Origin of the sequence: Bifidobacterium sp. N4G05 (genome assembly GCF_002742445.1) — a bacterium.
Taxonomy (GTDB): domain Bacteria; phylum Actinomycetota; class Actinomycetes; order Actinomycetales; family Bifidobacteriaceae; genus Bifidobacterium; species Bifidobacterium hominis.
Map to the genome: position 1 here is coordinate 258,273 of NZ_NJNQ01000001.1, position 26,766 is coordinate 285,038.

Annotated in this window: 23 protein-coding genes and 1 tRNA gene; 3 read left to right on the forward strand and 21 right to left on the reverse strand. The window is 58.4% G+C overall.

Annotated features, from left to right (window positions below; translation table 11 throughout):
• Positions 1–231 precede the first annotated feature (231 nt).
• Entirely contained in the window at positions 232–813 is a 582-nt protein-coding gene (locus CE153_RS01180) for a biotin transporter BioY (protein ID WP_164519384.1), read from the forward strand.
• A 24-nt stretch (positions 814–837) separates the two neighbouring features.
• Here CE153_RS01180 and CE153_RS01185 read toward each other — a convergent pair whose 3' ends face one another.
• Positions 838–1,767: a biotin--[acetyl-CoA-carboxylase] ligase gene (locus tag CE153_RS01185; RefSeq protein ID WP_099594870.1), complete on the reverse strand. Its 930-nt coding sequence runs from the start codon at positions 1,765–1,767 to the stop codon at positions 838–840.
• A 64-nt stretch (positions 1,768–1,831) separates the two neighbouring features.
• Complete coding sequence (locus CE153_RS01190; RefSeq protein WP_099594871.1) at positions 1,832–3,931, reverse strand: DUF6020 family protein; 2,100 nt, start codon at positions 3,929–3,931, stop codon at positions 1,832–1,834.
• Between the two features lie 85 nt (positions 3,932–4,016).
• Between CE153_RS01190 and CE153_RS01195 the strand changes: the two genes are divergently transcribed.
• Positions 4,017–4,796 (forward strand): PucR family transcriptional regulator, encoded by a 780-nt coding sequence (locus CE153_RS01195; RefSeq protein WP_099594872.1) that lies wholly within the window; start codon positions 4,017–4,019, stop codon positions 4,794–4,796.
• A 196-nt stretch (positions 4,797–4,992) separates the two neighbouring features.
• Here CE153_RS01195 and rplA read toward each other — a convergent pair whose 3' ends face one another.
• From rplA to dapE, 12 genes are all read right to left on the reverse strand, one after another.
• Entirely contained in the window at positions 4,993–5,685 is a 693-nt protein-coding gene (gene rplA, locus CE153_RS01200) for a 50S ribosomal protein L1 (protein WP_004220116.1), read from the reverse strand.
• A 14-nt stretch (positions 5,686–5,699) separates the two neighbouring features.
• On the reverse strand, positions 5,700–6,131 hold the full coding sequence (rplK, locus tag CE153_RS01205) for a 50S ribosomal protein L11 (protein WP_022245020.1): 432 nt from the start codon (positions 6,129–6,131) through the stop codon (positions 5,700–5,702).
• 335 nt (positions 6,132–6,466) lie between these two features.
• Positions 6,467–7,276 (reverse strand): transcription termination/antitermination protein NusG, encoded by an 810-nt coding sequence (gene nusG / locus CE153_RS01210; RefSeq protein WP_099594873.1) that lies wholly within the window; start codon positions 7,274–7,276, stop codon positions 6,467–6,469.
• A gap of 24 nt (positions 7,277–7,300) precedes the next feature.
• On the reverse strand, positions 7,301–7,528 hold the full coding sequence (secE, locus tag CE153_RS01215; protein ID WP_099594874.1) for a preprotein translocase subunit SecE: 228 nt from the start codon (positions 7,526–7,528) through the stop codon (positions 7,301–7,303).
• Between the two features lie 33 nt (positions 7,529–7,561).
• Positions 7,562–7,637 (reverse strand) — tRNA-Trp (locus CE153_RS01220).
• Between the two features lie 226 nt (positions 7,638–7,863).
• A complete protein-coding gene (locus tag CE153_RS01225) occupies positions 7,864–9,087 on the reverse strand; it encodes a pyridoxal phosphate-dependent aminotransferase (protein ID WP_099594875.1) in 1,224 nt (407 codons plus the stop codon).
• Between the two features lie 112 nt (positions 9,088–9,199).
• Entirely contained in the window at positions 9,200–10,333 is a 1,134-nt protein-coding gene (gene proB, locus CE153_RS01230; protein WP_099594876.1) for a glutamate 5-kinase, read from the reverse strand.
• 80 nt (positions 10,334–10,413) lie between these two features.
• Positions 10,414–12,105, reverse strand: a complete 1,692-nt coding sequence (gene obgE, locus CE153_RS01235) for a GTPase ObgE (protein ID WP_099594877.1) — start codon at positions 12,103–12,105, stop codon at positions 10,414–10,416.
• A gap of 196 nt (positions 12,106–12,301) precedes the next feature.
• Positions 12,302–12,553, reverse strand: a complete 252-nt coding sequence (gene rpmA / locus CE153_RS01240) for a 50S ribosomal protein L27 (protein WP_099571017.1) — start codon at positions 12,551–12,553, stop codon at positions 12,302–12,304.
• A gap of 39 nt (positions 12,554–12,592) precedes the next feature.
• Positions 12,593–12,901 carry a 50S ribosomal protein L21 gene (gene rplU, locus CE153_RS01245; protein WP_003836136.1) on the reverse strand — a complete coding sequence of 103 codons (309 nt, stop codon included), beginning with the start codon at positions 12,899–12,901 and terminating at the stop codon, positions 12,593–12,595.
• A 152-nt stretch (positions 12,902–13,053) separates the two neighbouring features.
• The gene (locus tag CE153_RS01250) at positions 13,054–15,870 is read right to left on the reverse strand and encodes an Rne/Rng family ribonuclease (protein ID WP_099594878.1); all 2,817 of its coding nucleotides are present in this window, start codon (positions 15,868–15,870) and stop codon (positions 13,054–13,056) included.
• 478 nt (positions 15,871–16,348) lie between these two features.
• The gene (dapE, locus tag CE153_RS01255) at positions 16,349–17,545 is read right to left on the reverse strand and encodes a succinyl-diaminopimelate desuccinylase (protein WP_099594945.1); all 1,197 of its coding nucleotides are present in this window, start codon (positions 17,543–17,545) and stop codon (positions 16,349–16,351) included.
• Positions 17,546–17,683: 138 nt separating this feature from the next.
• On the opposite strand from dapE, the gene CE153_RS01260 reads away from it, so the two are divergent.
• Positions 17,684–18,628: an AEC family transporter gene (locus CE153_RS01260; RefSeq protein ID WP_099594879.1), complete on the forward strand. Its 945-nt coding sequence runs from the start codon at positions 17,684–17,686 to the stop codon at positions 18,626–18,628.
• Between the two features lie 47 nt (positions 18,629–18,675).
• On the opposite strand, the gene CE153_RS01265 is transcribed toward CE153_RS01260, so the two are convergent.
• The 7 genes from CE153_RS01265 to CE153_RS01295 all read right to left on the reverse strand — a co-directional run bounded on the left by CE153_RS01265 (position 18,676) and on the right by CE153_RS01295 (position 26,553).
• Positions 18,676–20,181 (reverse strand): ABC transporter permease, encoded by a 1,506-nt coding sequence (locus CE153_RS01265; RefSeq protein WP_099594880.1) that lies wholly within the window; start codon positions 20,179–20,181, stop codon positions 18,676–18,678.
• Complete coding sequence (locus CE153_RS01270; RefSeq protein ID WP_229027217.1) at positions 20,178–20,870, reverse strand: ABC transporter ATP-binding protein; 693 nt, start codon at positions 20,868–20,870, stop codon at positions 20,178–20,180. Before CE153_RS01270 ends, CE153_RS01265 begins: the two co-directional genes overlap by 4 nt.
• 161 nt (positions 20,871–21,031) lie before the next feature.
• Positions 21,032–21,811, reverse strand: a complete 780-nt coding sequence (locus CE153_RS01275) for a ribonuclease HII (protein ID WP_099571020.1) — start codon at positions 21,809–21,811, stop codon at positions 21,032–21,034.
• Complete coding sequence (lepB, locus tag CE153_RS01280) at positions 21,811–22,461, reverse strand: signal peptidase I (protein WP_099594881.1); 651 nt, start codon at positions 22,459–22,461, stop codon at positions 21,811–21,813. Before lepB ends, CE153_RS01275 begins: the two co-directional genes overlap by 1 nt.
• A gap of 119 nt (positions 22,462–22,580) precedes the next feature.
• The gene (gene rplS, locus CE153_RS01285) at positions 22,581–22,946 is read right to left on the reverse strand and encodes a 50S ribosomal protein L19 (RefSeq protein ID WP_099571022.1); all 366 of its coding nucleotides are present in this window, start codon (positions 22,944–22,946) and stop codon (positions 22,581–22,583) included.
• Between the two features lie 540 nt (positions 22,947–23,486).
• On the reverse strand, positions 23,487–25,184 hold the full coding sequence (gene pgi, locus CE153_RS01290; protein ID WP_003836153.1) for a glucose-6-phosphate isomerase: 1,698 nt from the start codon (positions 25,182–25,184) through the stop codon (positions 23,487–23,489).
• Positions 25,185–25,545: 361 nt separating this feature from the next.
• Positions 25,546–26,553, reverse strand: a complete 1,008-nt coding sequence (locus CE153_RS01295; RefSeq protein ID WP_099594882.1) for an AEC family transporter — start codon at positions 26,551–26,553, stop codon at positions 25,546–25,548.
• Positions 26,554–26,766: the final 213 nt, after the last annotated feature.

The window sequence follows — 26,766 nt, forward strand, 5'->3', positions numbered from 1 at the left end:
TTGGCCAAACGAACGAAAAATCGCGAACTCGTTTCCCACAAAAGACACGCAAACTTTTTGTAAGGCTCCACAAACGTTACCGAAACTCAGCAAGCCTACGATTGGGGGCATAAGTTGACAAATCCTGCATTTTCGTCACTTTTGCGATCGCCGTCATTTCGGCTGCCAATAATCGTCGATTCATCAACAGTAATGCAATCAAATTCAAGGAGAATTATCGTGCGTAACGCAATGCTGACGCTCAAGACCACACTGAAAACCGCTACCAGCGGCACTCTTGGATCCGTGCTCAAGCCCGCACTGTTCGCCGTGCTCATGTGGGCGGCTTCCGCGGCCGGCGCCGTGCCGATTCCGGGCACGCCCGTGCCGATCACCCTGCAGACGTTTGTGGTGATGCTGGCCGCGCTGATGCTGCCGTGGAAGCAGGCCGGCACCGCGATGCTCATGTATCTGGCGGCAGGCGCGGTCGGTCTGCCGGTGTTCGCAGGCGGCGCTTCCACCATGGCATTGGTCGGCCCGAGCGCCGGCTTCCTGATCGGCTTCCTGCCGGCGGCCGTCGTCACCTCGCTGCTCAAGGGCGAGGCCCGCACCGATTCGCTGAAGCACGGTGCACTGACCGCCGCACGTTATCTGTTCGCCTGCGTCGCCGGCTGCATTGTGCTTGACTATCTGCTTGGTTTCATCGTGCAGTCCGCCATTACCGGCGTTGCGCTGCCGATCGTTGCGGTGGCTTCCATGGGATTCATTGCCGGCGACGCGGTCAAGGCCGTCATCGCTTCCGCCGTGGTAGCAGGTCTTGCCAAGCTGAAGTGAGTGGAACGCGTTACGAACGTTTTCTCACTTGCCGAACACGCCCACATCGGCCGTGCTGACCTGATGCAACACGCCTTCCTGATCCTCAATGGTCAGGGAGGCGTCGTCGTTTAAAGCGACGGCCTTGCCCCGCAGAGTGGTTCCGTCCATGAAATGCGCTTCGCAAGACTTGCCAAGCGTCCAGCAGATCGGAATCATGGCCTCTCTGGCACGCACAGCCTCACGATGGGAATCCTCCTCAAAATCAGCCAACCGCGAGCGCAAGCCTCGCACCCAACGTGCGGCGATCGCATCGCGCATAACGGCAACATCCGGCAGATCGTGCGCAATCAACTGCAACGACGTGGCCTTGTCTATCGGCAACCGCTCCTGTGCGATGGCAAGATTCAAACCGACGCCGATCACAATGGCGACGCGATCCTCGCAACCCGCAATCGGCACCATTTCGGCGAGCACGCCACCGAGTTTCTGTCCATCCACGAAAATATCGTTCGGCCATTTCAATGCAATATCCCCGATATTCTCGTCAAAACCGCCGCCGCAATCGCGTACCGCGCCGACAATCGCCTCACGCATCTCGCAGCCGGCGATCATTTGCAGCCAACCGCTGACGGATAAATCGCGCATAATCGAAACGGGCACGCTTACCACCAGCGACACGATGAACGACTCCCCCGGAACGCTCGTCCACGTATGGTCGAGACGCCCGCGGCCTGCCGTCTGCTCATTCGCCGCAATGACCACGATTTCATGCCCGCTCCACGCGGACTTCCCTGCATTCACGCCATCCGCGCTGCTCACGCCATCCGCACCATTCACACCGAACAGCACTCCCTCGCGCACCAAATCCGCGGCATACGTATTCGTGGATCCCACGGTGTCGAGCAGCAGCACCTGATCCGCCGCAACACAAGTACGCGGCATAATCATTGCCGAATCCAAAATCGCCATCATTACCCCCTATCTACTACGGCATGTTCGACGCAACGCAACAGCCAACGCAACAACCATGCAGCTGCTATTCGTCCTGCCGCACTTGGCTGGCTTCATACTCGCTGACCACGTTCGCCTTGACCGCCTGCCGTGCATTACGCGACTCACGCCAGAATTGCAGGCATACGAAACCGAACACGAACGCGACCGGCAGCATATGCCGTTCGAAATTGTTGGCCGGAGCGGTGATCATCACGCCCATGAGCAGCAACAAGGGCAAATGCCACGACAGCGAACGCCACCGTCGCAGCACCACTTCGGCAGCGCCGACCAGCAGCATCAGCGTTACGTACAGATTGCCGTGCGTCACCCAGCCGACCACGGGAATATTGCCCCATCCTTTGGCGAAACCAGCCACCGCATCGCGCCAATCGTGATTGTACAGATGGATCCACTCATTGCCGCTCTGCACATAATCGTTGTTCACGTAGTAGTCCATCGACACGTACGGTAGGTCGGTCACGTCGAAATAGCCGAAACACTCCGCGAAAAACGCGTCGAGTGCGATCACGGGATTCGCGACAACGATTTCAAGCCATGCCTCGTTGAAGTTCTTCATGTCGTCTTCGGTGACGGTACGCCACTTGTAGCTGACTTTTTTCGATTGGATGCCGGAGGATTTCACCGGGTCGGCGTCCTGCCAGGAGTATGCTTCGGCCATTTGGTCGAGATTAAAGACGGGTTCGAGCTTTTCCGTCGCGTCTGCCGGAATGCCGTTTGGATTGTATTTGGCGACGCGCGCGATCTGCTGCAGTTGGATGCCCCGGCTTTCGATCGGGTCGCCACCGATGATGGCACCCGTGTTGGTAAGGAATACGATGCCGCCATGAATGAGGATGGTCGGCAGCAGCAGTGCCACAAGATAGGTTTTCCAACGTTTTCGATCGTTGATGAGCGCCAGGATCAGGGTAAAGAGAATGATGTACCATGCGTATTTCGCGCTGATGAGCATCACGCAGCTTGAGATGGTGAACGCCATGATCGAGCGTTTGCGCAGACGAGTCGGCTTGCTGTTGATGGTGGGCAACGCTTTGATGTGCGTCATATGCAGTTCGTACCACACGCCGAACCACCATACGAATGCGAAAGCGAACAGTGGCGATTTCGTCAGGGAAATCGTGGCGAACACTGCAAGGGGGCACACCATGAAGAACAGAAGTATCACGAATCGGGTTTTCGCACCGGCCCGCAGTCTGGAAGGACGTGCCACGACGCCCGCTTCGGGATGCGTGTAATCGCGCATATTCCAGCAATCGTGGCGTTCCGGATGCGAGAAGTCGAATGTGCCGACGCCGAGCCTGCGCCACGGCAGGTTGAAGAATCGGTTGGCGGTCGCCGAACAGCAGAATGCGGCGAACAGCCATTGCAATGCGGCAAGCACCACAATGCCCGCATCGTTGGAGTCGGTGAAATAGCGAGAAACCGCCGCCACCGCGCCGTAGAGCACGGTGAGCACAACGTTATGCTGGTCGGTCAGGTACGTGGGATTATCCGGCCACATGTAATGCGCGGTCGGGTAGATATCCATGGGCACGAACGAGAAGAAACCGATATATGGCTGCTTCAGGCCCATCCACTGGTTCAACGCCCAGCTGAATTCGCGGATTTGCGAACGTATGTCGGCGCCGAATGCGGCCAATAGCGTGGTCGGCACCCACAGCCAGCCGATCACGAACACCAGCATGAGTTTCCACCAGCAGTCGGTGCAACGGGTCAGTTTGCGCCCAAGCCATACAATCATCGCATGAAGGGCACGCCCTGGGCGACTGTGCGCAGCGTCATGCAGGTGTCGCAACATAATGCCGAGCACAGTGCTTGGCGTTCCCGCGATCTCGTCGCATAGTCTTTCATACCGACGTACGAAATATCGCGGAAGCACGCGACGACCGTGTCCGAATCTGACCAGCGCGACGACAATCGAAAAACATATTGCGAAAGCGACCACCAAATACAGCACGTTCAGCCAGCCGAAGTCGGAAAGTCCGCCACCGAACCAATACAACGGCCCGATGGCGCAACACCATGCCACCCACAGGCATGCCAGCACGGCCAGCGTCCAGCTGAGGAACGTACCGACCTTTTCGCCACGCTTTCCGGTTTTTTTGACTTCGCTCATAAGCGGCATAATAGCGGCACTCCCCGAATGAGCCTCACCTTGTTGTCGCCGCCCGTTCAGCGATTCGTTGGATAGACGGCTACACTTGACGCTTATGAACTCCGATCAGGCAGACATTCTCGACCTTCTGGCAGGGCACACCGACGATTCGACCATCGAACGGCTCGCTTTCGAATGCCTGATGACAAATCTTACGGATGAACGCGTCGCCTCGTTGATGAACGTGCTCGGATGGCGCGGAAATTTCGATTGCTTTGCGATTGGCGGCACACCGAAGGTAAGTCCCGCCTCGGCTTCGCTTGTCGCGCGCAATGCGGTGCGTGATTTGGGTGGGGAGCACGCGATCGTCGGCACGTACGGCAGTTTTCTGCTGGTGCTGGTCTGTCAGATGGGGGCCGCCACCGCCGAGGTGACGTGCACGTCTGTCATTTCCGCGTTCAGCGAGGATGAGCCGGTGTATTTGAGTCCGGTACGTTCCGGTGTAGTCGGCGCCTCGCATGTGTTGCGTGAAACCTTGTTCTCGTTGCAGGCCGCTCCCGCTTTGGCTTCGCCGTCCCGCCCGTTGCGTGCCGACGAATTGCTGCCTGAGAGGGCACTTTTGGGCGATGACTACGCTCGTGAGGAGCTGTATCAGAACGTGTATCGGGTGCTTCATGGCGATAATCCCGACGATCCGACTTTTGTGACGGTTTCCACGTTTTTGAGGAACGGCAGTTCTTTGGAGAACACCGCGAAGGATTTGAACGTGCATCCGAATACGGTGCGCTATCGTTTGAAGCGTGCCGCGGAAACGACTGGTTGGGATGCGACCGATCCGCGCGACGCATACGTGTTGATGACCGCGCTTGCAATCGGCCGTATGCGCGATCGTTGAAATTACTTTTCTGTTTTTAATATCTGTCTGATATCTGGTTTCATTGAAATTCTTTGATATTCAGCGATTGCAGAATCATTATTTATTAAATGAGATGGATAATCACAAGATATATACGAAAAGACCCGCATCTCGCGTTGAGGCAGGATGCGGGCCTTTTGCAAGCTATATAGAAGCTATTTGCAAGCTATATTGCTCAGGCGATGACCGTCGGATCAACCGGGACGCCCGGGTTCATCGTGGAGGTGATGGTCGCCTTGGTGACGTAGCGGCCCTTCACGGTGGACGGCTTCAGACGCTTGATTTCGTCGGCAACAGCCTTGAAGTTCTCGTCGAGAGCCTGCTCGGTGAAGGAGAGCTTGCCGATGAGGAAGCTCAGGTTGCCGTTCTTGTCGACGCGGAAGTCGACCTTGCCGCCCTTGATGTCCTTGATGGCCTTGGTGACATCCATGGTCACGGTGCCGGTCTTCGGGTTCGGCATGAGGCCGCGCGGACCGAGCACGCGGCCGAGGCGGCCGACCTTGCCCATCATGTCCGGGGTAGCCACCACGGAATCGAAGTCAAGGAAGCCGTCGGCGACCTTCTGCACGAGATCATCGTCACCGACGATGTCAGCGCCAGCCTCGAGAGCCTCGGTGGCCTTCGGGCCACGGGCGAACACGAGGACCTTGGCGGTCTTACCAGTGCCGTTCGGCAGGTTGACGGAACCGCGGACCAGCTGGTCAGCCTTGCGCGGATCGACGTTCAGGCGCAGCACGGCCTCAACGGTCTGATCGAACTTGTACTCCGGCATGCTCTTGACGAGAGCGATGGCTTCGTTGGCGGTGTAAAGATTGTTGCGATCGATCTTCTCAGAAGCTTCGCGGTACTTCTTGGAACGCTTTACCATTTGTCCCTCTCCTCTCAGTCGGTAACCGTGATACCCATCGAGCGGGCGGTGCCCTCGATGATCTTCATGCCGGCTTCGACGTCGCGTGCGGACAGATCAGCCATCTTGATTTCGGCGATCTCACGGACCTGGGCCTTGGTGACGGAGCCGACCTTGTGGGTCAGCGGGTTTTCGGTACCCTTCTGGATGCCCGCAGCCTTCTTCAGCAGAGCTGCCGCCGGCGGGGTCTTCAGAATGAAGGTGAAGGAACGATCTTCGAAAACGGTGATCTCAACAGGGATGACCTGGCCCATCTTGTCCTGCGTGGCAGCGTTGTACTGCTTGCAGAAGTCCATGATGTTCACGCCATGGGAACCCAGTGCCGGGCCCAGCGGCGGGGCCGGGTTGGCCTTGCCAGCCTGAATCTGGAGCTTGAGAAGCGCCGAGACTTTCTTCTTAGGAGCCATTGTATGGTTCTTCTTTCTGTAGAAGCGGTGGTAGCGGCACCGGAGTAGGTCTCCCGCGTCCGGTTCCTTCCGCAACGTATATTGCTGTGCTGTGCTAGCGGATTCCGTACCCTCATTCAGGCACGCCAAACCCTCCAGACACAAGCCTTTCTATTATGCCCACTTCCCCCAGACAAAAAAAGACCCCGCACATTGCGGGGTCTTTCAAAATCCTTATTACTTACTGAAATTCAATAATGCGTGCGCCTTCACGGCAAGCTGCTCACTCTGCCTACAGACTGTCCACTGGATTGTCTGCTTAACGGCTCAACGCAGCTAACGCTCCATTATTAAATTCAGGCTAGTTTCTCTACCTGGTTGAAGCCCAACTCTACCGGCGTGTCACGACCGAAGATGGACACGAGCACAGTGAGCTTCTGGGTGGTAGGCTCAACGTCGGAAACGACAGCTGCCATGGTGGTGAATGGACCGTCGGTAACGGTGACCTGATCGCCAACTGCGTAGGAGACTTCGAGGACGCGCTTCTTGTTGGCGGCTGGCTTGTCGCCAGCCTTCTTGAGCGCTTCGGAAGCGATCATCGGAGCCATCATGGAAACGACTTCCTTGCGGCTCAGCGGCGCCGGTTCCTTGGTTGGGCCGACGAAGCCGGTAACGCCTTCGGTCTCGCGAACGATACGACGGGCGTTCTCATCCGGAAGCATGCGAATCAGCACGTAGCCGGGAACACGCACGCGGGTGATGACCTTCTTGCCCTTTTCAGTGTGCTTTTCGACCTCTTCCATCGGCACTTCGATCTGGAAGATCTTGTCTTCCATGCCGAAGCTCGCCACACGGGATTCGACGTTGGTCTTCACGCGCTTCTCATAGCCGGAATAGGTGTGCAGCACATACCATTTGCCCTCGAGGGTGCGCAGGCTGTTGGAGAAGTCTTCGACGGCCTTGGCGCCGGCATCCTGCTCGTCGTCTTCCTCGCCCTCTTCGGACTCGTCGGAAGCGACTTCAGCAGTCGGCTCTGCCTCAACGGTCTCATCGGCAGTTTCCTGAACGCTTTCGCCTTCGGCCGGTAGCGCCTCAACGGCGGCCACGGCCTCGAGATCAGCTTCGGGAGCCTCATCGAGGTTGTCGGAAAACACTTCGTCAGTCATGCAGTTTCACCTTCAAGTTGTTGATCAGCCGAAGATCCACAGGGTCAGCTTGCCCAGACCGAAGTCCATGCCGGTGACCAGTGCCATCAGGAGCAGCACGAAGATGAACACGGCGAGTGCCCAGAAGAACAGCTCTTTGCTGGTCGGGGTCACGACCTTGCGGAGTTCGTCGATAATCTGTTTGATGAACAAGCCAATTCGCATGAAGATGTTCGGCTTAACGGCCTTTTCGCTATTCTCTGCCTTCGCCATAATAATCCTCCGCTGAGCTTGTTGCAAGAAGCTTGGCAGGGAAGGCGGGACTCGAACCCACAACCTACGGTTTTGGAGACCGTTGCGCTACCAATTGCGCCACTTCCCTAGGTGTACTCTGCCGTTTCTACTTGCTGGCGAGGATTTTATGCGAAAAACCACGCAAGAAGTAAGCGGCAAAACCGCCAAGTCGAAATAATAGCGGGTATTTGCGACTTAGTCCAACCGGTTTTTGAAGAAACCTTTCAAAACCGCTATTTTCCAACGAAAAAAAGATTCGCACCCGGCATGTCACCGTGGCGCGAATCGTACGAAAAGTTTCAGTCAGGTCAGTATCAGGCTTCGACCCACTGCTTCATGCGTTTCATGCCCTCGACCAAATCGTCGTCGGCAAGCGCATACGAGAATCGCAGGTAGCCGGGAGCACCGAACGCTTCACCTGGCACGGCTGCCACATGGCCTTCGTCAAGCAATGCCGCAGCCAGCTCGGACGTGCTCGCATAGGAGGCCTTGCTTGTACCGAGTGGCTTGTTCAGCAGGGCGCTCACATCGGCGAACGCATAGAATGCACCGGTCGGAGTCGGACAGTTCACACCCTCGATATCGTTCAGCGCGGCGACGATGGTCTGACGGCGCTTGTCGAAAGCCTCGCGCATCTCGTACACGGCATCGAGCGAGCCGGATACGGCCGCGATTGCGGCGCGCTGGGAGATATTGTTCACGTTGGACGTCATATGCCCCTGCAGCTTGGACGCGGCCTTGGCCACGTCGAGGGGAGCGATCATCCAGCCGACACGCCAGCCGGGCATGGCATACGTTTTGGCCACGCCGTTGAGCACCAGCAGCTGACCACGCACTTCGGGCACTGCAGCGCCGACATACGTGGTTTTTGCGCCATCGTAGTTGAGATGCTCATAGATTTCGTCGGAAATCACCCACACATGATGTTCCACAGCCCATTCACCGATCGCTTTGACGGTTTCCGGCTTCCACACGGCACCCGTCGGATTGTTCGGCGTGTTCACGATGATGGCTTTCGTACGTTCGGTACGCGCTTGTTCGAGATCTTCAAGACTTGGTTCGAAATTGCGGTCAGCGCCGGCGAACACTTCGACAGGCACGCCTCCGGCCAGTTTCACCGCTTCCGGATAGCTCGTCCAATACGGCGTCGGAATGATGACTTCGTCGCCTTCGTCAAGCAGGATTTGGAATGCCGAATACACGGCCTGCTTGCCGCCGTTGGTTACGATAACCTGGTTCGGATCGACTTCGTAACCGGAATCGCGCAACGTTTTTTCTGCGATTGCCTTACGCAGTTCCGGCAAACCTGCCGTTGGGGTGTAACGATAGTTTTTCGGATCCTGCACCGCTTCGGCCGCAGCTGCGACGATCGGAGCCGGAGTCGGGAAGTTCGGCTCGCCCGCGCCAAATCCAATGACGTCGATTCCTTCGGCTTTCATCGCTTTCGCTTTGGAATCAACGGCCAGAGTAGCGCTCGGAGCCACGTGGTTAATACGTTCGGAAAGAGTCTGCCAGTCAGCCATAGTCATGCTTGCCATGCTAACTCTCCCACCCGAAAAACAACAGCCTTCGGCACATTTTGCTCGATTGTGCTGCTTCCTTTTTCTTTCCTTTGGCTGGTGTCCGGTAGGGACTGGAAGATAAATATTTCTACACCAAAACGAGATTGTCGCGGTGGACTAGGGGGTGCGCGTATTCTTCGCCGAGGAAACGCTTGAGCTGGGCGGTATTACGGCCGAGCATTTGCGGGATCTCTTCGGAGTCGAATCCTACAAGGCCTTTTGCGAGATGCTCTCCCGCTTCGTTGTCGATCCACACCGCGTCTCCGGCGGCGAAATCGCCCTTCACCTCAAGCACGCCGGCTGCGAGCAGACTGGCCGCTCCCCCACGCACCGCGTTGGACGCGCCCGCGTCGGCCACCAGAGTACCTTGCGGGTGGGCCGCGAAGCCAATCCATAGGCGGCGCGAAGAGCCACGGTCGTTGATTGGTGCGAATGCGGTGCCGACCGGGTCTCCCATCATGGCCGGGCCTGCGTTCGACGCGCAGGTGAGCACTGCAGGAATGCCGGAAACTGCCGCCACACGGGCTGCTTCCATTTTGGTGACCATGCCGCCGGTGCCCACATTTGAGCCTGTGCCGCCGACCTGCACATTGGCGAGCGCATCTTCCACGTTCGGTACGTAGCTGATGCGTTTCGACCCAGGTTCGCTTGGGGGTGCCGTGTAGAGTGCGTCCACGTCGGTGAGGAGTACGAGGGCGTCGGCGACAACGATGTTGGCGATCAATGCGGAGAGGCGGTCGTTGTCTCCGAATCGGATTTCGTTGGATGCAAGCGAGTCGTTTTCGTTGATGATTGGCACCGCGCCCAGGTCGAGCAGTCTTTCGAGAGTGCGTCGTACGTTGCGGTATTGTTGTGGCGCGATGGTGTCGGATACGGTGATGAGGATCTGCCCGACGCGCAGTCCGTAGTGTGCGAAAGCGCTTTCGTATTGTGCCATGAGCAGGCCTTGGCCTACGGCCGCGCATGCCTGCTGGTCAGCCACGTCGGTTGGTCGCGCGTCGAAGCCAAGGGAACCGAATCCGGCTGCAATGGCGCCGGAGGAGACGAGCACCACACGCCCGCCCATGAGTCGTACGCGTGCGATGGCCGCCACGAGCGCGTTGAGCCGTTCCGGATCGAGGTGGCCGCTTGGCTTGGTCAGCGAGCTGGATCCCACTTTCACCACGATGGTTTGCGCTTCGGCGATGGCTCGGCGCACTTGGGTTTGCGATGGCGTGTTCATGGTTCCTCCAGGCGTTCGAATGGCCGAAAAGAAAACCCGCCGACATGCCAATCGGCACATCAGCGGGCGTATTGCTGCTTCTATTGTTCCACGTTTTCGGATTCGGTGGTTTCACCGCGTCCGAAGAGGCTGGTTTCGTCATGCCGGTCGTCGTCCACGGAAGGATCAGCCCAGTGTCCGGCCTTACGCTCGGCCATCATGGCTTCGCGCACGGCTTGGCGTGCGTCCATCATTTCGTGGTATTGGCGACGGCGTTCCGCGTTGGTGCGGCGCTGCGAACGGCCGTCCTGTTCCTGCAGTCGCAGGTCGACGCCTCGTGCGCCAAGCTGGGCGCCGTCGAGCATTTCCGCACCTGCCGCAATGGTCGGATCCCAATCGAATTCCACGGCTCGCGCACCCTTGCCGATGCGCACTTCATCACCCGGCTTGGCGCCCTTGTTGCGCAGTTCGTCTTCAACGCCAAGCTTGGCGAGACGGTCTGCCAGGTAGCCGACCGCTTCGTCGTTGTCGAAGTTGGTTTGCATGACCCAACGTTCCGGCTTGGTGCCAAGCACTTCATACCAGACATCGCCGTTGCCAGCTTCCTTGCGTTCCACGGTGAAGTCAAGCGCAGTGCCGCCTTCGTCGTTGCGACGGCGACGATTGCGAGGCTCTTCAAGCGGCTTGATGACCACACGCGCTTCTTCTTCGGCCTGTTCGCGTTTGGCGACTTCCTTGCGCATGTCGGCGACCATGGCTGCCAACGCCCAGTTGAGTTCTTTCAAACCTTCATGGGATGCGGTGGAGATGACATACACGTTGAGACCGAGTTTTTCGAATTCCGGTTTGACGAATTCGGCCAATTCCTTGGCTTCCGGCATATCGACCTTGTTGAGGATGATGATGCGGGGGCGTTCGGGGATTGGGATCGCACCCAATGGCAATTCCAGCTTGTCTGCATATTCGGCCAGCTCGTGTTCGAGCGCCTTGTAGTCGCTCATCGGATCACGGTCAGGTTCCAGCGTGGCACAGTCAATTACGTGGGCGATGATTTCGGTGCGTTCGATGTGGCGCAGGAATTCAAGGCCGAGGCCTTTGCCTTGCGAGGCTCCCGGAATCAAGCCTGGCACGTCGGCGATGGTGTAACGCATGTCTCCCGCCATGACCACGCCAAGATTCGGCACGAGTGTGGTGAACGGGTAGTCGGCGATTTTCGGCTTGGCGGAGCTCATGGCGGCGATCAGACTGGATTTGCCTGCGGACGGGAAGCCCACCAAAGCCACGTCGGCGATGGATTTGAGTTCGAGGATGACATCTCGTTCCTCACCCGGCTCACCCAAGAGCGCGAAGCCTGGAGCACGACGTGTGCGGTTGGCCAGTGCGGCGTTGCCAAGGCCGCCGTTGCCGCCGGCCGCCACTACGAACTTGTCTCCGGCGTGGCGCAGATCGGCGAGCTGTTCGCCCGGATGCTTGGGCTTGCCTTGCGGCCCTTTGGCTTCGAAAATCACGGTGCCCACGGGAACTGGCAGAATCAGATCGGCACCTTTGGAACCGTCTTTGGTATCTCCCAAGCCCATGGTGCCGCTCCCAGCCTCACGGTGGGGCATGAAACGGTAATCGAGCAGGCTGTTGGCGTTCTGGTCGGCCATGAAGATCACGGAACCACCGTCACCGCCGTTGCCGCCGTTCGGGCCTGCCAACGGCTTGTATTTTTCTCTACGGATGCCGGCGGAGCCGTTGCCGCCGTCGCCGCCCTTCACATGGACGGTCACGCGATCGACGAAATCACTCATGTATCTACCTTAATCGTTTGTTCGAAACGGTCCGATTTATTGTCCGTTCGCAAGTCTGCATGCATGTTCTGCATGCAACGTTACGTGACGTTTGGGACGGACTGGAGGAAAACAATCCTCAGCGATCATCAAAATAAAGAAAAGCCGCGTCCACAACGGGCGCGGCTTTATCTTATAAGCGTTGATTGCGCGTATCTCAGGCGGCGATCACGTCGACGACCTTGCGGTCACGACGAACGCCGAACTGCACGCTGCCGTCCTTGAGGGCGAACAGGGTGTGGTCCTTGCCCATGCCGACGTTCTCGCCCGGGTGGAACTTAGTGCCACGCTGACGAACGATGATGTTGCCGGCCACGACGGCTTCGCCGCCGAACTTCTTCACACCGAGGTATTGCGCGTTTGAATCGCGACCGTTGCGCGAGCTGGACGCGCCCTTCTTATGTGCCATGTCTGTTCCTTTCGGTCCTTGACTCTAACCCTGCGTCAATCAGGCGATAGCCGTGATCTTGACAGCGGTCAGCTGCTGGCGATGGCCCTTGCGACGAGCAACGCCGGTCTTGTTCTTATACTTCATGATGCTGATCTTCGGACCCTTGGCCTCATCGTTGACAACCTCAGCCTTGACGCTGACGTTGGCGAGATCCTTGGCACCGAGGACAACCTTGGAGCCGTCCACAACGAGAGCAACCGGGAATTCCACGGTTTCGCCCTTCTTAGCCTCGAGACGGTTGACGTAGATGACGTCACCGACCTCAACCTTTTCCTGATGGCCGCCGGCCTTCACAATCGCGTACATATCCGTTCCTTTATTAACTTGGAAAGCTTACTGCCCGGCACGTTCGAGCCTCGCGGCCAGACACCAGCAATCTAATCTACACATACCCGCGTACAACCGCAAGTCTGTTCCCGGCGTGTCAGGTTGACAGACCGGAATAATCATTTATTCTTCTATATCTCCTCGCCCAGTTCCGCATTGTTGGCTGCTACAGCCGCCGCCGCGATCTGCGCGAGTTTGGCCTTCACGTCCGGCGAGGAGCCTTTCGGCACCTGCACGTCCGTGCCGTGACCATGCTTGTTGGTTTTGACGAACGGGTCGCCGCCCTTCAGGGCGTACGGATCATCATAATCCGCGGACACGGTTGGCTCGTCGTGAAGAATGAATCCGCGACCCTTGCAGGTCGGGCATTCCTCGGAGAAGGCCTCCACCAAGCCCTGTCCGATGCGCTTTCGCGTCATCTGCACCAGGCCAAGCGAGGTGACTTCGGCCACCTGATGCTTGGTACGGTCGCGGGCCAGGCATTCCACCAGTCTGCGCAACACCAGATCACGGTTGGCCGGCATGACCATGTCGACGAAGTCGATCATCACCATGCCGCCGATGTCACGCAGGCGCAGCTGACGTGCAATCTCTTCGGAAGCTTCGAGGTTGCAACGGGTCACCGTCTCCTCAAGGCTCTTGCCGCGGCCGATGAAACGGCCGGTGTTCACATCGATGGTGGTCATGGCTTCGGTGCGGTCGATCACGATCGAACCGCCCGACGGCAGGTAGACCTGACGTTCCATGCCCTTGCGCAGCTGGGAGTCGATCTGCCACTTGTCGAACACGTCTTTGCCTTCATGTTCGGCCGGATCCCACTTTTCAAGCTTGTCTTTCAAGTCGGGAGCCATGGTGTCGAGATATTCCTCGATACGGCCGTACACGCGCTCACCTTCAACAATCATCTTGGAGAAGTCGTCGTTGAAGATGTCTCGCACCACGCGGATCGCCACGTCCGGTTCGCCTTGCAGCAGCTTCGGACGCTTGCCATGCAGGAATTCGTCACGCTTGGCGGTGATGCGTTCCCACTGGCGCACCAAGCTTTCGAGATCCTTGGTGATCGCCTCTTCGGAAGCGCCTTCCGCGGCGGTACGAATGATCACGCCCATGTCTTTCGGAGCGACCTTCGACACGATGTTCTTGAGGCGGGAACGTTCGCGCTCGCTAAGCTTGCGGCTCACGCCCGTCATGCCACCGGACGGCACGAGCACCAGGAAACGGCCCGCGAGAGTCACCTGCGAGGTCAGTCGTGCACCCTTGTGCCCGATCGGATCCTTGGTGACCTGCACAAGCACAGGGTCTCCCGACTTGAACGCGAGTTCGATGCGGCGAGGCTGGCCTTCCAAACGTGCGGAATCCCAGTTCACCTCGCCCGCATACAGCACGCCGTTACGAGCCTGACCGATGTCGACGAACGCGGCCTCCATGCTCGGCAGCACGTTCTGCACGCGGCCAAGATAGATGTTGCCCACGGTGGCGACTTCCTGAATGTCGGACACGTAATGTTCGACAAGCACATTGTCTTCGATCACGGAGATCTGCGTGTGGCGTTCGCGTTCGCGCACCACCATCAGACGGTCCACATGCTCGCGGCGAGCCAGGAAATCCTGTTCCATGAGCTGGCTTTGGCGGCTACGTTCGCGGCGATTGTCACGGCGACGCTGCTTCTTGGCCTCAAGTCGGGTCGAACCCTCGACATCGGTAATCTCGTCGATGTACTGCTGCTTACGGGAACGGCGTACGAGCGGCTCCTCCTGCTCCTCGGTCTTCGCGCCGCCACGGCGACGGCGACGGCGACGGGTCACCGTGCCCTCTTCCTCGTCATCCTCCTCACGGCGACGGCGAGACTCACCTTCGACGTTCTCCTGCTGCTGTTCGTCAGCTTCCTCACGATTGCCACGACCACGACGGCGACGACGGGTGCGCGTCGGCTGCTCGTCATCATCATCGTCACCACGATTGCCACGTGTTTCGTCGTCGATAGGCGCGTACGTGATATCGTCGAGGATCAAATCCTCTTCAATCTGCTCGACCTCGGCCGCAGCCCGACGTTCCTGCGCGTTCAAACGACGGGAACGACGGGACTTGCGAGATCCGCCTTCCTCATCGTTTTCCGCATCATCATTACGATTGTCACGATCGTTGCGTTCACTGCGATTGCCTTCGGAACGCTCTTCGTCGGCAACGTCACGATTACGACGGCGACGACGACGGGTCGGACGGTCCTCATCCTGCGCATCGTCATGACCCCGCATATTGCGATCATTGCGAGATTCACGGGAATCGTCACGATCGTCATCGGACCCGTCACGAGAATCCGCAGCAGACGGCAAAACCGGTTCCTGGAACAGCAGCGACATCATCGGACGCGGATTATGACGGACCTCATGGCCTTCCGGCAACATATCGACCGCATCAAGCGCACGTTCTTCATACGATTCCTCATCGCGGGAATCATCGACGGCACTGCGACGGCGACGACGAGGACGATCCTCATCACGCTCATCCTCGACCTGCACCGCGCGGCGGCGACGAGTATGTGTCGACTGCTCATCGGCAATCTCACGAACATCATCGTCGAACTGGGCCGAACGACGACGGCGACGAGACGGGCGAGACACGCCATCGGAATCGCCATCATCACTGGAAACAGCGTCGTCACCGACACCATGCACAGGCTGCGCAACCGGTAACTTCGGCTCTTCGAACAGCGGAGTCGCGGCATGCTCCTCGACCTTCAATTCCAAAGACGCGCCGGCAGCTCCAACCCCACGCACCACACGACGACCGCCACGACGGCGACGCGGCGCAGAATCGGACTGGGACGATTCGAATTTCACAACATTCACGGCATGCTCAGGCGATGCCGCGGCTTCGACCTGATCGAAGCCCTCATTGATATTAGGCACAATGACTCCTCGACGGCACGCTGCAATCGCGCCGCCCATGCTTAGGCCTCATACGGTTCTCACACCACGCTCTCACCGTGGCCGCGCATCATGGCGCCCGTAGGAAGCAACTTCCGTCAAAAGTCTTCATCATGCGACGGCGGACACCGGCGCTCGCGGGCACACATGAATTTCACGCGAGGGGATCAACGCCATCGGATGCATTGGTGATTTGCAGAACCACCGTCTATAAGTATGGCACAAAAAATAACGGAACATGACATGACGGGAAATTTTCCGACTCCCACGTTCCCCGTCCGCAAATCCCAGTCCTCGTCTGCACAAGTCACAATCTGCACCTGCGCAACCTGCATTCCCCGTCTGCACAAGTCACAATCAGGCCTTATTCCCGACTTGTGCAGACACGGGACGAGACTTGCGCAGACAGCAAATGCAGAAATCTGATTATCTCTGATTATCTCAATCCAAAGCAAGCAAAATCAGCAAATCAAGCAGACAGCCGTCAGTCACGAAACGGCTACTTTAGCCAGTCTTCAAGCAGATTGGTCATCAACAGCAAATCCGATTCCGGCAGCTGCTCGTCGTGCTTGTGTGCCAGCAACGGACTGCCCGCGCCTAGATTCACTGCGGGAATGCCCAGCATCGAGAATCGCGCCACATCCGTCCAGCCAAGCTTGGCCAGAGGCTCACGCCCAGTGCGCTCGCGCACCAATTCCACCAGCGACTGCGCAAGCGGCGACGTCAACCCCGGACGCGCGGAAGGCGACTCGTCCTTCATTTCAATGCCGAAGCCTTCGAACACGCCGCCTGTGGCAATATGCTCGCCATTGCCCAATTCCGCACCGGCGTCCGCGCCAATCATCAGCGCTTTCGCCTCAGCCAACGACTTGTCGGGGGCAAAACGATAGTTGACGTGCACGCGGCATTCGTCGGGGATCACATTCGTGCCTTTGCCGCCTGAAATCAGGGTGGCATTCAACCCCTCCTGATACGTCAGGCCATCCACTTCAATCGCACGATTTTCATAAGCGTTCAGCCGGTTCAGAATCTCAGCGGCCGCATGAATGGCGTTCTTGCCCATCCAAGCTCGCGCCGAGTGTGCCGCAATGCCATGCGTGATCACGTCGAAACGCATCGTTCCATTGCAGCCGCCCTCAATACCACAATCGGTCGGCTCGCCAATAATCGCAAAATCGCCGGAAATCCAATCAGGATGCGCCTCGACCACCTTGCGCAGGCCGTTCTTTTCGGCAGCAACCTCTTCGTGGTCGTAGAACACGTATGTCAGATCGTATTTCGCATCTGTCAACGTGGCCGCCAAATACAGCATCACCGCGTCGGAGCCCTTCATATCGGTGGCACCGCGCCCCCATAGTACGCGCTCCTGCTCATGGCCTGCGGCAACATCCTCGCGAATCAGCGGATCGCCTGGTTCCAGCCATCGCGGCGGGAAGTTGTCGATCACCGGCACTGTGTCAAGATGCCCTGCGAGAATCACGCGGCGTTCACGTCCGAAATTCGTGGACGCAACCAGCGTATCGCCATGCCTGCGCACTGTCAGATGCTGCTGTTTGTTTAGAAACGCTTCGACGGCGTCGGTCAACGGGCCTTCGTCGTCGCTCACGGAATAGGAGCCCATGATCTGTTCCATCAGCCCGTTCAGCTGCTCCTGCCTGGTGGCGGAAGCGGAAAATCCAATCTCAAGTTCGTTCATACCGCCCATTATCCAGCACCACCGGAACCGACATCGCCGTTCGACAACGCTTTTGAGACGGATCGGATGTTATCCATATGCATGGTGCAACACTGGATAACGGCCAAACCAACGGCCGAGAGCGAAAGGAAGAGTGTCATGCCGGGTCTGTTAAGCGCATTGGAAGGCTTCTGCGTCATTGGCATCGTCATCGGCACCGGTTACGTGGCCGCGCGCATGCGCATAGGCGGACCTACCGCGCAGATGGTGCTCAACAGGTTCAGCTTTTTCGTATCGAGCCCGTGCCTGATGTTCGCCATCCTGTCCAAGGAGAGAATCTTCGAGATATTCCACTCCTCCATTGTTGTGGCGTTCTTCTCGGCCGTGCTGGTCGGATTGGTGTTTCTGATCCTCAATAGGCTGTTCTTCCATCTGAAGGCGGCGGATGCCACCATCGGCGCGTTGAATTCGCTGTATCTGAACTCCAACAACATCGGTCTGCCGATCGCCACGTACATTCTGGGCAATCCCGCTTTGGTCGCGCCGATTCTGGTCATGCAACAGGCGGTGTTCACACCGATCGGCCTGACCGTGCTCGATGTGACCACCAAAGGCAAGGTCTCCACGAGGGAGATTCTGAAGCAGCCGCTGCATCAGCCGCTGCTTATCGGTTCGCTGCTGGGCATCGCCGTATCCGCGATTTCCGCAAAAGCCGGTCATTTCGTGGTGCCGGACTGTATTTACGATCCGATCGACATGATCGGCGATTCCGCAGTGCCAATGATTCTGATGGCATTCGGCATGTCGTTGCACGGCACGAAGCCGCTGCAGGACAAGTCGAACATTCCCGCGGTGTTCACGGTGGCGGCGTTGAAGAACATCGTGATGCCAATCATCGCGTTCCTGCTGTCGTATTTCGTGATGGGCTTCCGCGGCGCCACATTGTACGCGTGCGTGGTGCTCGCCGCCCTGCCGACCGGGCAGAACGTCTACAACTACGCGGCGCGGTACAACGTGGGTCTCTCGTTCGCACGCGACGGCATTCTCTTCTCGACACTGACCTCACCGATCTTCATTGCAATCATCGCGGTGCTGCTCGGCTGACCTCGCCAGTCCTTGCCGCGGTATCCACGACCGCCGCGGCGAGGCCATCAATCGTCCGTACGGTAGCCGGCATGACCGAGCCCGTGCGCCGCATGATTCGCGGCACACCCTCCGAGCACCATCAACACATAACACAAGCCGATTCCCGCGGCCAACGTAAGCAACGAAGCCGGATTGAGCAACGACGTTGCCAGAATCGGAAACAGCAACAACACCGAGCACCCCAACGAAACGGCCATCACCGTGTTGAGCGGGGTGATCACTTCCATCATGCGTGCCTTGTCGAGCGTCGCCTCATCCGTGCCTTCCAACGCAAGCATGCGGTACTCGTCGGCCTGGTCGTAGACGTTGCTCGTCTGCATCACGCCGGAACTGACGGCGGCGAGCACCGCGGCAAAGGCGAGCGTCAGGAAACCACCCATCGCTATATCGCGCATGTACAGCATAGATGGGTCGAACGGGTCGTGGTTGCCTCCGATTCCGGTGGCGAGCAATCCGCACACCGACGTCATCCCCGCGATGAACACAGCGAGCGCCACACCGGACACGTTGCGCCAAGCACGCTTGGGATTGTCGAGGATACGGCGCGCGGCAATCATAGTGGCCGCGTCCTTCGGGTGTTTCGCACGCAATCTGGCGCGCATCGCCACCACCCAGGTACCGACGACGCTCACCATGGCGAAACCGAGGAAGAAGACGCCGAAGATGATGGCGTAGACCACCATCTGACCCAAGTGCGCGAATGCGGAGATGCTGTTGAGCAGCAGGTAGCCTACGGCCAACACGGCAAGGAAAATCAGTGCGCGCCATGCGGACGGCATGGGTTGTCCGGTACGTTGCATCACGCCAAGCGGGGTGATGGCCACGCGGCGTAGGGCGACCAGCGCGGAGACCAAGGCAAGCAGCGTGACTCCGACGATCACGGCCGCCAGAGCAGGCAGTCCCACCCACAACTGTTCGAAGGTGAAATGCTGGTTTTGGAAGTCGAGCAGCATGATCGCCGGTATCAGCGCGAAGTAGCCGGCCATGCCGACCAGTGCGCCAAGCAGAGCCTGGCCACCCGCATCGAGCGCGGTGAGTTTCGTGACCTGCGCGGTGGTGGCGCCCGCAAGTCGCAGTGCGGCGAGACGTGCGTCCCTGCGGGAGGCCGCGAGACGGGCCGCCGAGCCGGCGAGCGCCACGAACGGCACGATGAGTAGCAGACTGGCGAATGCGGCGAGCATCACATAGCCGTCGGAATAGGTGTTCATGACGGCTGTGGCCTGGTCGGCCGTCCAATGGCCGTCGCCGACCGTGGCGACGAGCTTGTCGGCGTGTGCCAGGGCTTTGGACCATGTTTCGTATGTACCGGGCGCGCACCTGTTGGAATTGATCATACAACCGAACGTGTGGTCGGCGGAGGCCCGCCAGATGAAGCCATGCAGGCCTCCGAGCACGGTTAGGAAGATGGCGGTGGCGGATGCGAAGGCAACGATGGCCAGCGCAGAGGTGCGGCCGGATGTGCCGCGGGTGCCGGAGCGGTGGAACAATCGCCATAATCGGAACATGTTCATCGTGCGCCTCCGGCGGTAGGTTGGGATTGCTGCGGCGAGCTCAGCCTGCCGTCACGCATGGTAACGGTGGCATCGCAGAATGCGGCCACGTTCGAATCGTGCGTCACCACGACCACGGCCGCGCCGGTCTGTCGTGCGGTCCGCATGAGAATGCTCATGATTTCGTGGCCGGTGGCCTGGTCGAGCGCGCCGGTCGGTTCATCGGCGAAGATGACTGCCGGCTGCGCGGCGAGCGCACGTGCGATGGCGATGCGCTGCATCTGGCCGCCGCTCATTTCGCCGGGACGTTGTTGCGCGAGCTGGCGCAATCCCAATCGTTCCAGCCATAGCATGGCCGTGTCAGTAGCCTGCTGGTAGCTTGCGCCGCCCAGCATCATCGGCAACGCAATGTTTTCGATGGCCGGCAGTTCCGGCAGCAGTTGTCCGGATTGGAAGACGAAACCGAAGGCGCTGCGGCGCAGTTTGGTACGGTCAGCGTCGCTCAGCCGCGCCAGGTTGGCACCGCGAAACATCACATTGCCGGCTGTCGGGGTGATGATGCCGGCGAGTGCGTGCAGTAACGTCGATTTGCCGGAACCGGACGGTCCCATGACCGCGATGCTTTCGCCTGCCTGGATGCCGAAATCCACGTGATTGAGCGCCAGCATGTGTGTGGCATTTGGTGTCGCCTGTTGGGTCGAATAATCCATGACCAGATCGGTCGCCTGAAGTATGTGTTCCATGTTTCCTACGGTACGGAAACGGATTGGTGCCGGCCATCAGACGGCGGGATGAACTTACAGGTTTCCTTCCGGCATGCATCATCCGCAAGGATTAGCGTAATCGCGGACTGCGGATGAGATGCCGTATGTCAGACGAGGTGCCAGGAAAGGCGGTGCAGGTCGCTGGGTCCATGTTCGGCGATGGCTTCGCGGTGGGCCGCCGATCCGTAGCCTTTGTTGTTGGCCCATTCGTAAGGCGCATATTGCGGCTGCGCGGCGAGTTTGACCATGAGTCGGTCTCGTGTGACTTTGGCGATGACGGCCGCCGTCGCCACGGTCGCGCAATGCCGGTCGCCTTTGACTTTGCAGGTCACGTCCGCCGGAATTGGCACGTCGGGTGCGTCGAAGGTGTTGAGTGCTTTGGTGATGTAGTCGTTCGGACCGTCAAGAATCGCGCCGATTTTCAGATTGTTCAACGCTTCCGATGATTCAGAAGATCCTGCAATTCCAGCAGATCCACTCCCGCCAATGCCAAGCTTGCGTTCCGCTTCGGCGAGCGCCCGCAGTGCCGCCACGCCGAGTGCGTACGAAATACCCCATTCGTCGATTTCCGTATTGGAGGCTGCTCCGACCGCCCATGCGGCGCACCATTGTTCGAGTTCGTCGAAGATGGCTTCGCGCTTGTGTTCGGTCAGCATTTTGGAGTCGGCCACGCCTTTCGGCACTTCCAGAGGCGAAGATTCCTGCGAGTCTCCTTGCGAAGCTCCAGCCGACCCATCCAAGTCACGCGCCCAAATCGCAGCCGCACCAACCATTACCGGCCCTGCGAGAGATCCACGCCCTACCTCGTCAAAGCCGACGATCACATCGTAGCCCTGTTCGGCAATAGCGCGTTCCAAATCCAATGTGGGAATTACGGAAACCGCCATCAGACCGCCGAGCCTCCTTCCGGAACGTCGGCGAACACTTCATGGTGCGAATCGAGCCCGCTGATACGGTTCAATGGCCAATATCTCGCGAGTCCAACACCCACTACGTCGGAAATAGGCACGAGTCCATGTGAGGAATCGTTCTGATGGTAGCGAGAATCGGCGGAATTGGCGCGATTGTCGCCCATAACGAACACGTGTCCTTCGGTCACGGTCACGCTGAACGCGAATGAGCTGGGGTCCACGCTTGGGCGAATGTATGAGCTTTCGTCAATCGCCACGCCATTGACGGTGATCGGCTTGCCCGGCCCTTCGCAAGCTACGGTGTCTCCTGGCAGTCCGATGAGTCGTTTGATGAGGTAGTCGCCGCCGAATTTGCTGTTGTCTTCCTGCTGCAGCCAGTGGTCGGGGTCTTTGAACACCACCACGTCGCCGCGTTTCAGGTCGAAGACTTTCGGGGTGAGTTTCGAGGTGATCACTCGGTCGCCTGGTTCGATGGTGTTCATCATGGATTCGGAAGGAATCACGTAGAATCCGATCAGGAAAACACGTATCAGCAGCACGACGATAACAGGAATTCCGCACCAAACCAGGGTGTCGCGCAAGCCAAAGCTTTCGCCGCTATTGTTTTTTTCTTCGGCATGCTTCATACATGATTCCTTTATCGTCCGGTTTGCACACTGACCCTTATCATAGCGGCTAAGAATAGCAAAAGGCCCTCCTGCCGTAAGGCTGAGGGCCAATTTCACGCTTTATTTGCGTTTGAAACTCACTTCTCGGAGTTGTCGCGGCGCTCGGCGATACGAGCGGCCTTACCGCGCAGGTTGCGCAGGTAGTACAGCTTGGCGCGACGCACGCGGCCCTTGCGGACCAGCTTGATGGAGTCGATGACCGGGGAGTGCAGCGGGAAGCGGCGCTCCACACCGGTGCCGAAGCTGATCTTGCGCACAACGAAGGTTTCACGAACGCCGCCGCCCTGACGAGCGATCACAACGCCGGTGAAGGCCTGAATACGGGAGTTGTTGCCTTCCTGGATCTTCACGTTGACTTCAACGGTGTCACCCGGACGGAATGCCGGGATTTCCTCGGCCGGCTTCATGTGCTTGGCGTCAAATGCCTCAATAGCGTTAACCATTGTGTTTCCTCGAGTCGCCGCCGCATATCAGCGCACAGGTAAGGGCTTCACGATTTTCGCAAAATCGTTCTGCCTGGTATGTTCTTCGCAGGTCTGCCTGCGAAGGATTGCCAATCCGCCGAAAATCGCGGCAACTTGCGTTCGCAAAGTTTGCGTTCGTGCAATATTCCACTCAATCTTGCGATCGTTTTCGGCTGGACCCGAAGGGATTCAGGATTATGCGGCGTCCTGAGTCCCGGCATAGCAATACTCAAAAATACCTCATCCACCAGACCTCATGCCGTCCAAAACTCGCCGCAAAAGTTCTTGATGCTTGATTATTTAAAGAATGGCTATTTTCTGCGGAAAACGCTACTTCCATGTACGATATGCAGAACTTCATGGTGCTGATTTCGCACGAAATGCAAAACTTGGATATTTGAAAATGATGATTCAGGGGTAATGAAAAGGGCTCTGCACCGAAATGCAGAGCCCTTTGGAAGTTATTGCGCTACGGCGCTATGCACGTCGCTGAACGCAACGTTCCGGTTTCCCTAGAAATCAGAACTTGCGATTTGCGCGGTAGAACTGGATCAGGGACTGGGTGGAAGCGTCCTGAGCAGCCAGAGCCTCGTCATCCTGGGAGATGGCCGGGGTGATCTGCTTGGCGAGCTGCTTGCCCAGCTCAACGCCCCACTGATCGTAGGAGTCCAGACCCCACACGGTGCCTTCAACGAAGGTGATGTGCTCGTACAGGGCGATGAGCTCGCCGAGTGCGAACGGGGTCAGTGCCACACCGAAGATGGAGGTGGTCGGGCGGTTGCCGGTGAACACGCGGGCCGGAACGATCTCTTCCGGAGTGCCTTCTGCGCGCACTTCGTCAGCGGTCTTGCCGAAGGCCAGAGCCTTGGTCTGTGCGAAGTAGTTGCCGAGGAACAGCTCGTGCACGTCCTGATCGCCGTCCTTGGTCGGGTTCGGGGTGTTCACGAACGCGATGAAGTCGGCCGGGATCAGCTGGGTGCCCTGGTGGATCAGCTGGTAGAAGGCGTGCTGGCCGTTGGTGCCCGGCTCGCCCCAGAAGATTTCGCCGGTTTCGGAGGTGACCGGGGTGCCGTCCCAACGCACGGACTTGCCGTTGGATTCCATGGTCAGCTGCTGCAGGTAAGCCGGGAAGCGGTGCAGGTACTGGTCGTACGGCAGCACAGCGTGGGAGGCGACCTTGAAGAAGTTGCGGTACCACACGTTCAGCATGCCGAGCAGCACGACCACGTTCTTCTCGAACGGGGTGTTGGCGAAGTATTCGTCGATCTCGTGGAAGCCGTGCAGGAACTCTTCGAAGCGTTCCGGTCCGAACACCACGGCGAGGGAGGTGCCGACGGCGGCGTCCACGGAGTAGCGGCCGCCAACCCAGTTCCAGAAGCCGAAGGCGTTGGCCGGGTCGATGCCGAACTCGGCGACCTTCTCCAGGTTGGTGGAGACGGCGACGAAGTGCTTCTTGATGGCTTCGGCGTTCTTCTCGTCGGAGCCGTCGACTGCGCCGGCAGCCTTGAGGGCGTCGAGCAGCCAAGTGCGGGCTTCACGAGCGTTGGTCAGGGTTTCCAGGGTGGTGAAGGTCTTGGAAACGACGATGAACAGAGTGGTCTCCGGGTCGAGGCCCTTGGTCTTTTCGGCCAAATCGTTCGGGTCGATGTTGGAGATGTAGCGTGCGGAGATACCTGCGTCAGCGTACGGCTTCAGTGCTTCGTACACCATGACGGGACCCAGGTCGGAACCGCCGATGCCGATGTTGACCACGGTTTCGATCTTCTTGCCGGAAACACCGGTCCATTCGCCGGAACGAACCTTGTCGGCGAAGGCGTAGATGCGGCCGAGCACTTCGCGCACGTCCTTGACGGTGTCCTGTCCGTCAACGATGTACTTGCCTTCGTCTTCGGCCGGGCGGCGCAGTGCGGTGTGCAGCACGGCGCGGTCTTCGGTGTTGTTGATGTGCACGCCGGTGTACATGGCCTTGGTGCGCTCGTCGAGCTTGACGGCCTTGGCGAGGTCTGCGAACAGCTGCAGGGTTTCCGGCTTGATCAGGTTCTTGGACAGGTCGAAGTGCAGATCGCCCGCATCGAAGCTCAGCTTCTCGACGCGCTCGGCGTCATCGGCGAACCACTGCTTGAGGCTGATGCCTTCGGACTGCAGCTCATCGTAGTGCTTCTGCAGTGCGGCCCACTCCGGGGTCTTGGTGGCGTCAACAGGAGGATTGATGGCCATGGTATTAGGTCCTTTCATCATCACTATGAAGCGGAACAAGCTACGGATCTTCGTAGATTTCCGTACGTCGCATTCCGTATCTCTTCACCTCACAAGATACTCACAAAATAAGACAGAACAACACAAAAATGTTTCCCGAGTTAACACATTCGCTAGGATTCGCAATATAGCGCGGTTCCTACCACTTCCATCTTCGCCAAGCATACTTTTGACGCTTACTGAAATCGTATGCACAGTTCCGCCGTAAGTCTTCGTCACACTTCTACGCAATCGACCGTACGCCGGCACCAAATCCCCACCGCAGAACCCGACCAGACCAAAGCGCTCAGCATGGGCCCCGGTAAAAATCTTCTTGCCGCTCTCATGCGAGCGCGACGAACAAGAAGTGAGCGCCGGTCATCATCAGCAAACTGATAATCGCAGTAATCGACAGCGTAAAACCAGCAAGCTTCGCATTGCCAAGCACCTTGTCGGTAAACAGCGTGGAAAACACGGCAATCGGCGCCAGACAGCACATGGCGGCCGTCTCACGAATCTCAGCACTGAACGGAAGCAGCAGCCAAGCCGCAGCGGCAAACGCAATACCGAACGGCAGTCGCCAACCAATCACCTTGAGAAGCTTCAACACATCCTGCCTGCCAGACGGCAAATCCATAAGCATGCCCACCATCAGCATCGCGCAGAACGAATTCGCGTTCGAAAGCGGCTGCACAAGCGTGGCGATAATGTCAGGAATCTTCACGTTAACGAGCGTGAGAATAATCATCACCAAGTACGTATCGAACGGAACCGAGCCGAAGAACCCCTTGAACACATTGCGGGCCAAAGCCTTGCGGGCAAGACACTTGGCATCCTTGTCTTTCAGCTTCACATGCGGGAGCGTGGACGCATTGCCCTGATACTGCTCGATAAGCGGCGTGCCAGGCTTGATATGCAACAGCGTTTGCGTCATCACATTCGTGCCGGCGGCAACCATCACGCAATTGCCAATGTCGAACATGGCGGCGGGCACGATCGCGCCTGTGCCAAGAAAAGCCTGCACTACGGGGAAACAGAAGCAGCCAACGTTGAAGCCGGAGCCATTCAACATCATGAACGCGCGATCCTGCACCGGACGATGGCGGGACGTCAGGAAAACCACGACCGGCGGAATGAACGCAACGATCAGGCCGAACAGCGAAATCAGCAACAGGCTGGAATCATGCGGATTCGTAGCAAACGAATAGACGATCGCACCCGGCAGCACCAAATTGAAAATAGCGGTCTGCATAATGCGATAATCGCGATCCTTGAACAGACCGGCACGCTTGAACAAATATCCGGCGAGGATAATCAGCAGCAACGCAACAGGCTGAATCAGCGCAGACACAACACTCCCCCTAATCCTTAAGCTTCTCTTCCTCTTCCTACCCACAGTCATCTTAGGAGCATCCCACGCCACCAAGCCGACTCCCTGCCGCGCCCTAATTTCCCACCCACTGGAAGAATCCACCCGCCCAAAGCCACCCCAGCGGGAAAAACATCCACTCACTGGAGGAATCATCCCGCCAACAAGCCCCTCAGCGCACCGAATCCCCCAGTG

Excerpts from the sequence above, each read along its gene's own strand:
- CE153_RS01180 (WP_164519384.1), top strand. The coding sequence starts at position 232 with ATGCTGACGCTCAAGACCACACTGAAAACCGCTACCAGCGGCACTCTT.
- CE153_RS01185 (WP_099594870.1), bottom strand. The coding sequence starts at position 1,767 with ATGATGGCGATTTTGGATTCGGCAATGATTATGCCGCGTACTTGTGTT.
- CE153_RS01190 (WP_099594871.1), bottom strand. The coding sequence starts at position 3,931 with ATGCCGCTTATGAGCGAAGTCAAAAAAACCGGAAAGCGTGGCGAAAAG.
- CE153_RS01195 (WP_099594872.1), top strand. The coding sequence starts at position 4,017 with ATGAACTCCGATCAGGCAGACATTCTCGACCTTCTGGCAGGGCACACC.
- rplA (WP_004220116.1), bottom strand. The coding sequence starts at position 5,685 with ATGGTAAAGCGTTCCAAGAAGTACCGCGAAGCTTCTGAGAAGATCGAT.
- rplK (WP_022245020.1), bottom strand. The coding sequence starts at position 6,131 with ATGGCTCCTAAGAAGAAAGTCTCGGCGCTTCTCAAGCTCCAGATTCAG.
- nusG (WP_099594873.1), bottom strand. The coding sequence starts at position 7,276 with ATGACTGACGAAGTGTTTTCCGACAACCTCGATGAGGCTCCCGAAGCT.
- secE (WP_099594874.1), bottom strand. The coding sequence starts at position 7,528 with ATGGCGAAGGCAGAGAATAGCGAAAAGGCCGTTAAGCCGAACATCTTC.
- CE153_RS01225 (WP_099594875.1), bottom strand. The coding sequence starts at position 9,087 with ATGGCAAGCATGACTATGGCTGACTGGCAGACTCTTTCCGAACGTATT.
- proB (WP_099594876.1), bottom strand. The coding sequence starts at position 10,333 with ATGAACACGCCATCGCAAACCCAAGTGCGCCGAGCCATCGCCGAAGCG.
- obgE (WP_099594877.1), bottom strand. The coding sequence starts at position 12,105 with ATGAGTGATTTCGTCGATCGCGTGACCGTCCATGTGAAGGGCGGCGAC.
- rpmA (WP_099571017.1), bottom strand. The coding sequence starts at position 12,553 with ATGGCACATAAGAAGGGCGCGTCCAGCTCGCGCAACGGTCGCGATTCA.
- rplU (WP_003836136.1), bottom strand. The coding sequence starts at position 12,901 with ATGTACGCGATTGTGAAGGCCGGCGGCCATCAGGAAAAGGTTGAGGTC.
- CE153_RS01250 (WP_099594878.1), bottom strand. The coding sequence starts at position 15,870 with ATGGGCGGCGCGATTGCAGCGTGCCGTCGAGGAGTCATTGTGCCTAAT.
- dapE (WP_099594945.1), bottom strand. The coding sequence starts at position 17,545 with ATGAACGAACTTGAGATTGGATTTTCCGCTTCCGCCACCAGGCAGGAG.
- CE153_RS01260 (WP_099594879.1), top strand. The coding sequence starts at position 17,684 with ATGCCGGGTCTGTTAAGCGCATTGGAAGGCTTCTGCGTCATTGGCATC.
- CE153_RS01265 (WP_099594880.1), bottom strand. The coding sequence starts at position 20,181 with ATGAACATGTTCCGATTATGGCGATTGTTCCACCGCTCCGGCACCCGC.
- CE153_RS01270 (WP_229027217.1), bottom strand. The coding sequence starts at position 20,870 with ATGGATTATTCGACCCAACAGGCGACACCAAATGCCACACACATGCTG.
- CE153_RS01275 (WP_099571020.1), bottom strand. The coding sequence starts at position 21,811 with ATGGCGGTTTCCGTAATTCCCACATTGGATTTGGAACGCGCTATTGCC.
- lepB (WP_099594881.1), bottom strand. The coding sequence starts at position 22,461 with ATGAAGCATGCCGAAGAAAAAAACAATAGCGGCGAAAGCTTTGGCTTG.
- rplS (WP_099571022.1), bottom strand. The coding sequence starts at position 22,946 with ATGGTTAACGCTATTGAGGCATTTGACGCCAAGCACATGAAGCCGGCC.
- pgi (WP_003836153.1), bottom strand. The coding sequence starts at position 25,184 with ATGGCCATCAATCCTCCTGTTGACGCCACCAAGACCCCGGAGTGGGCC.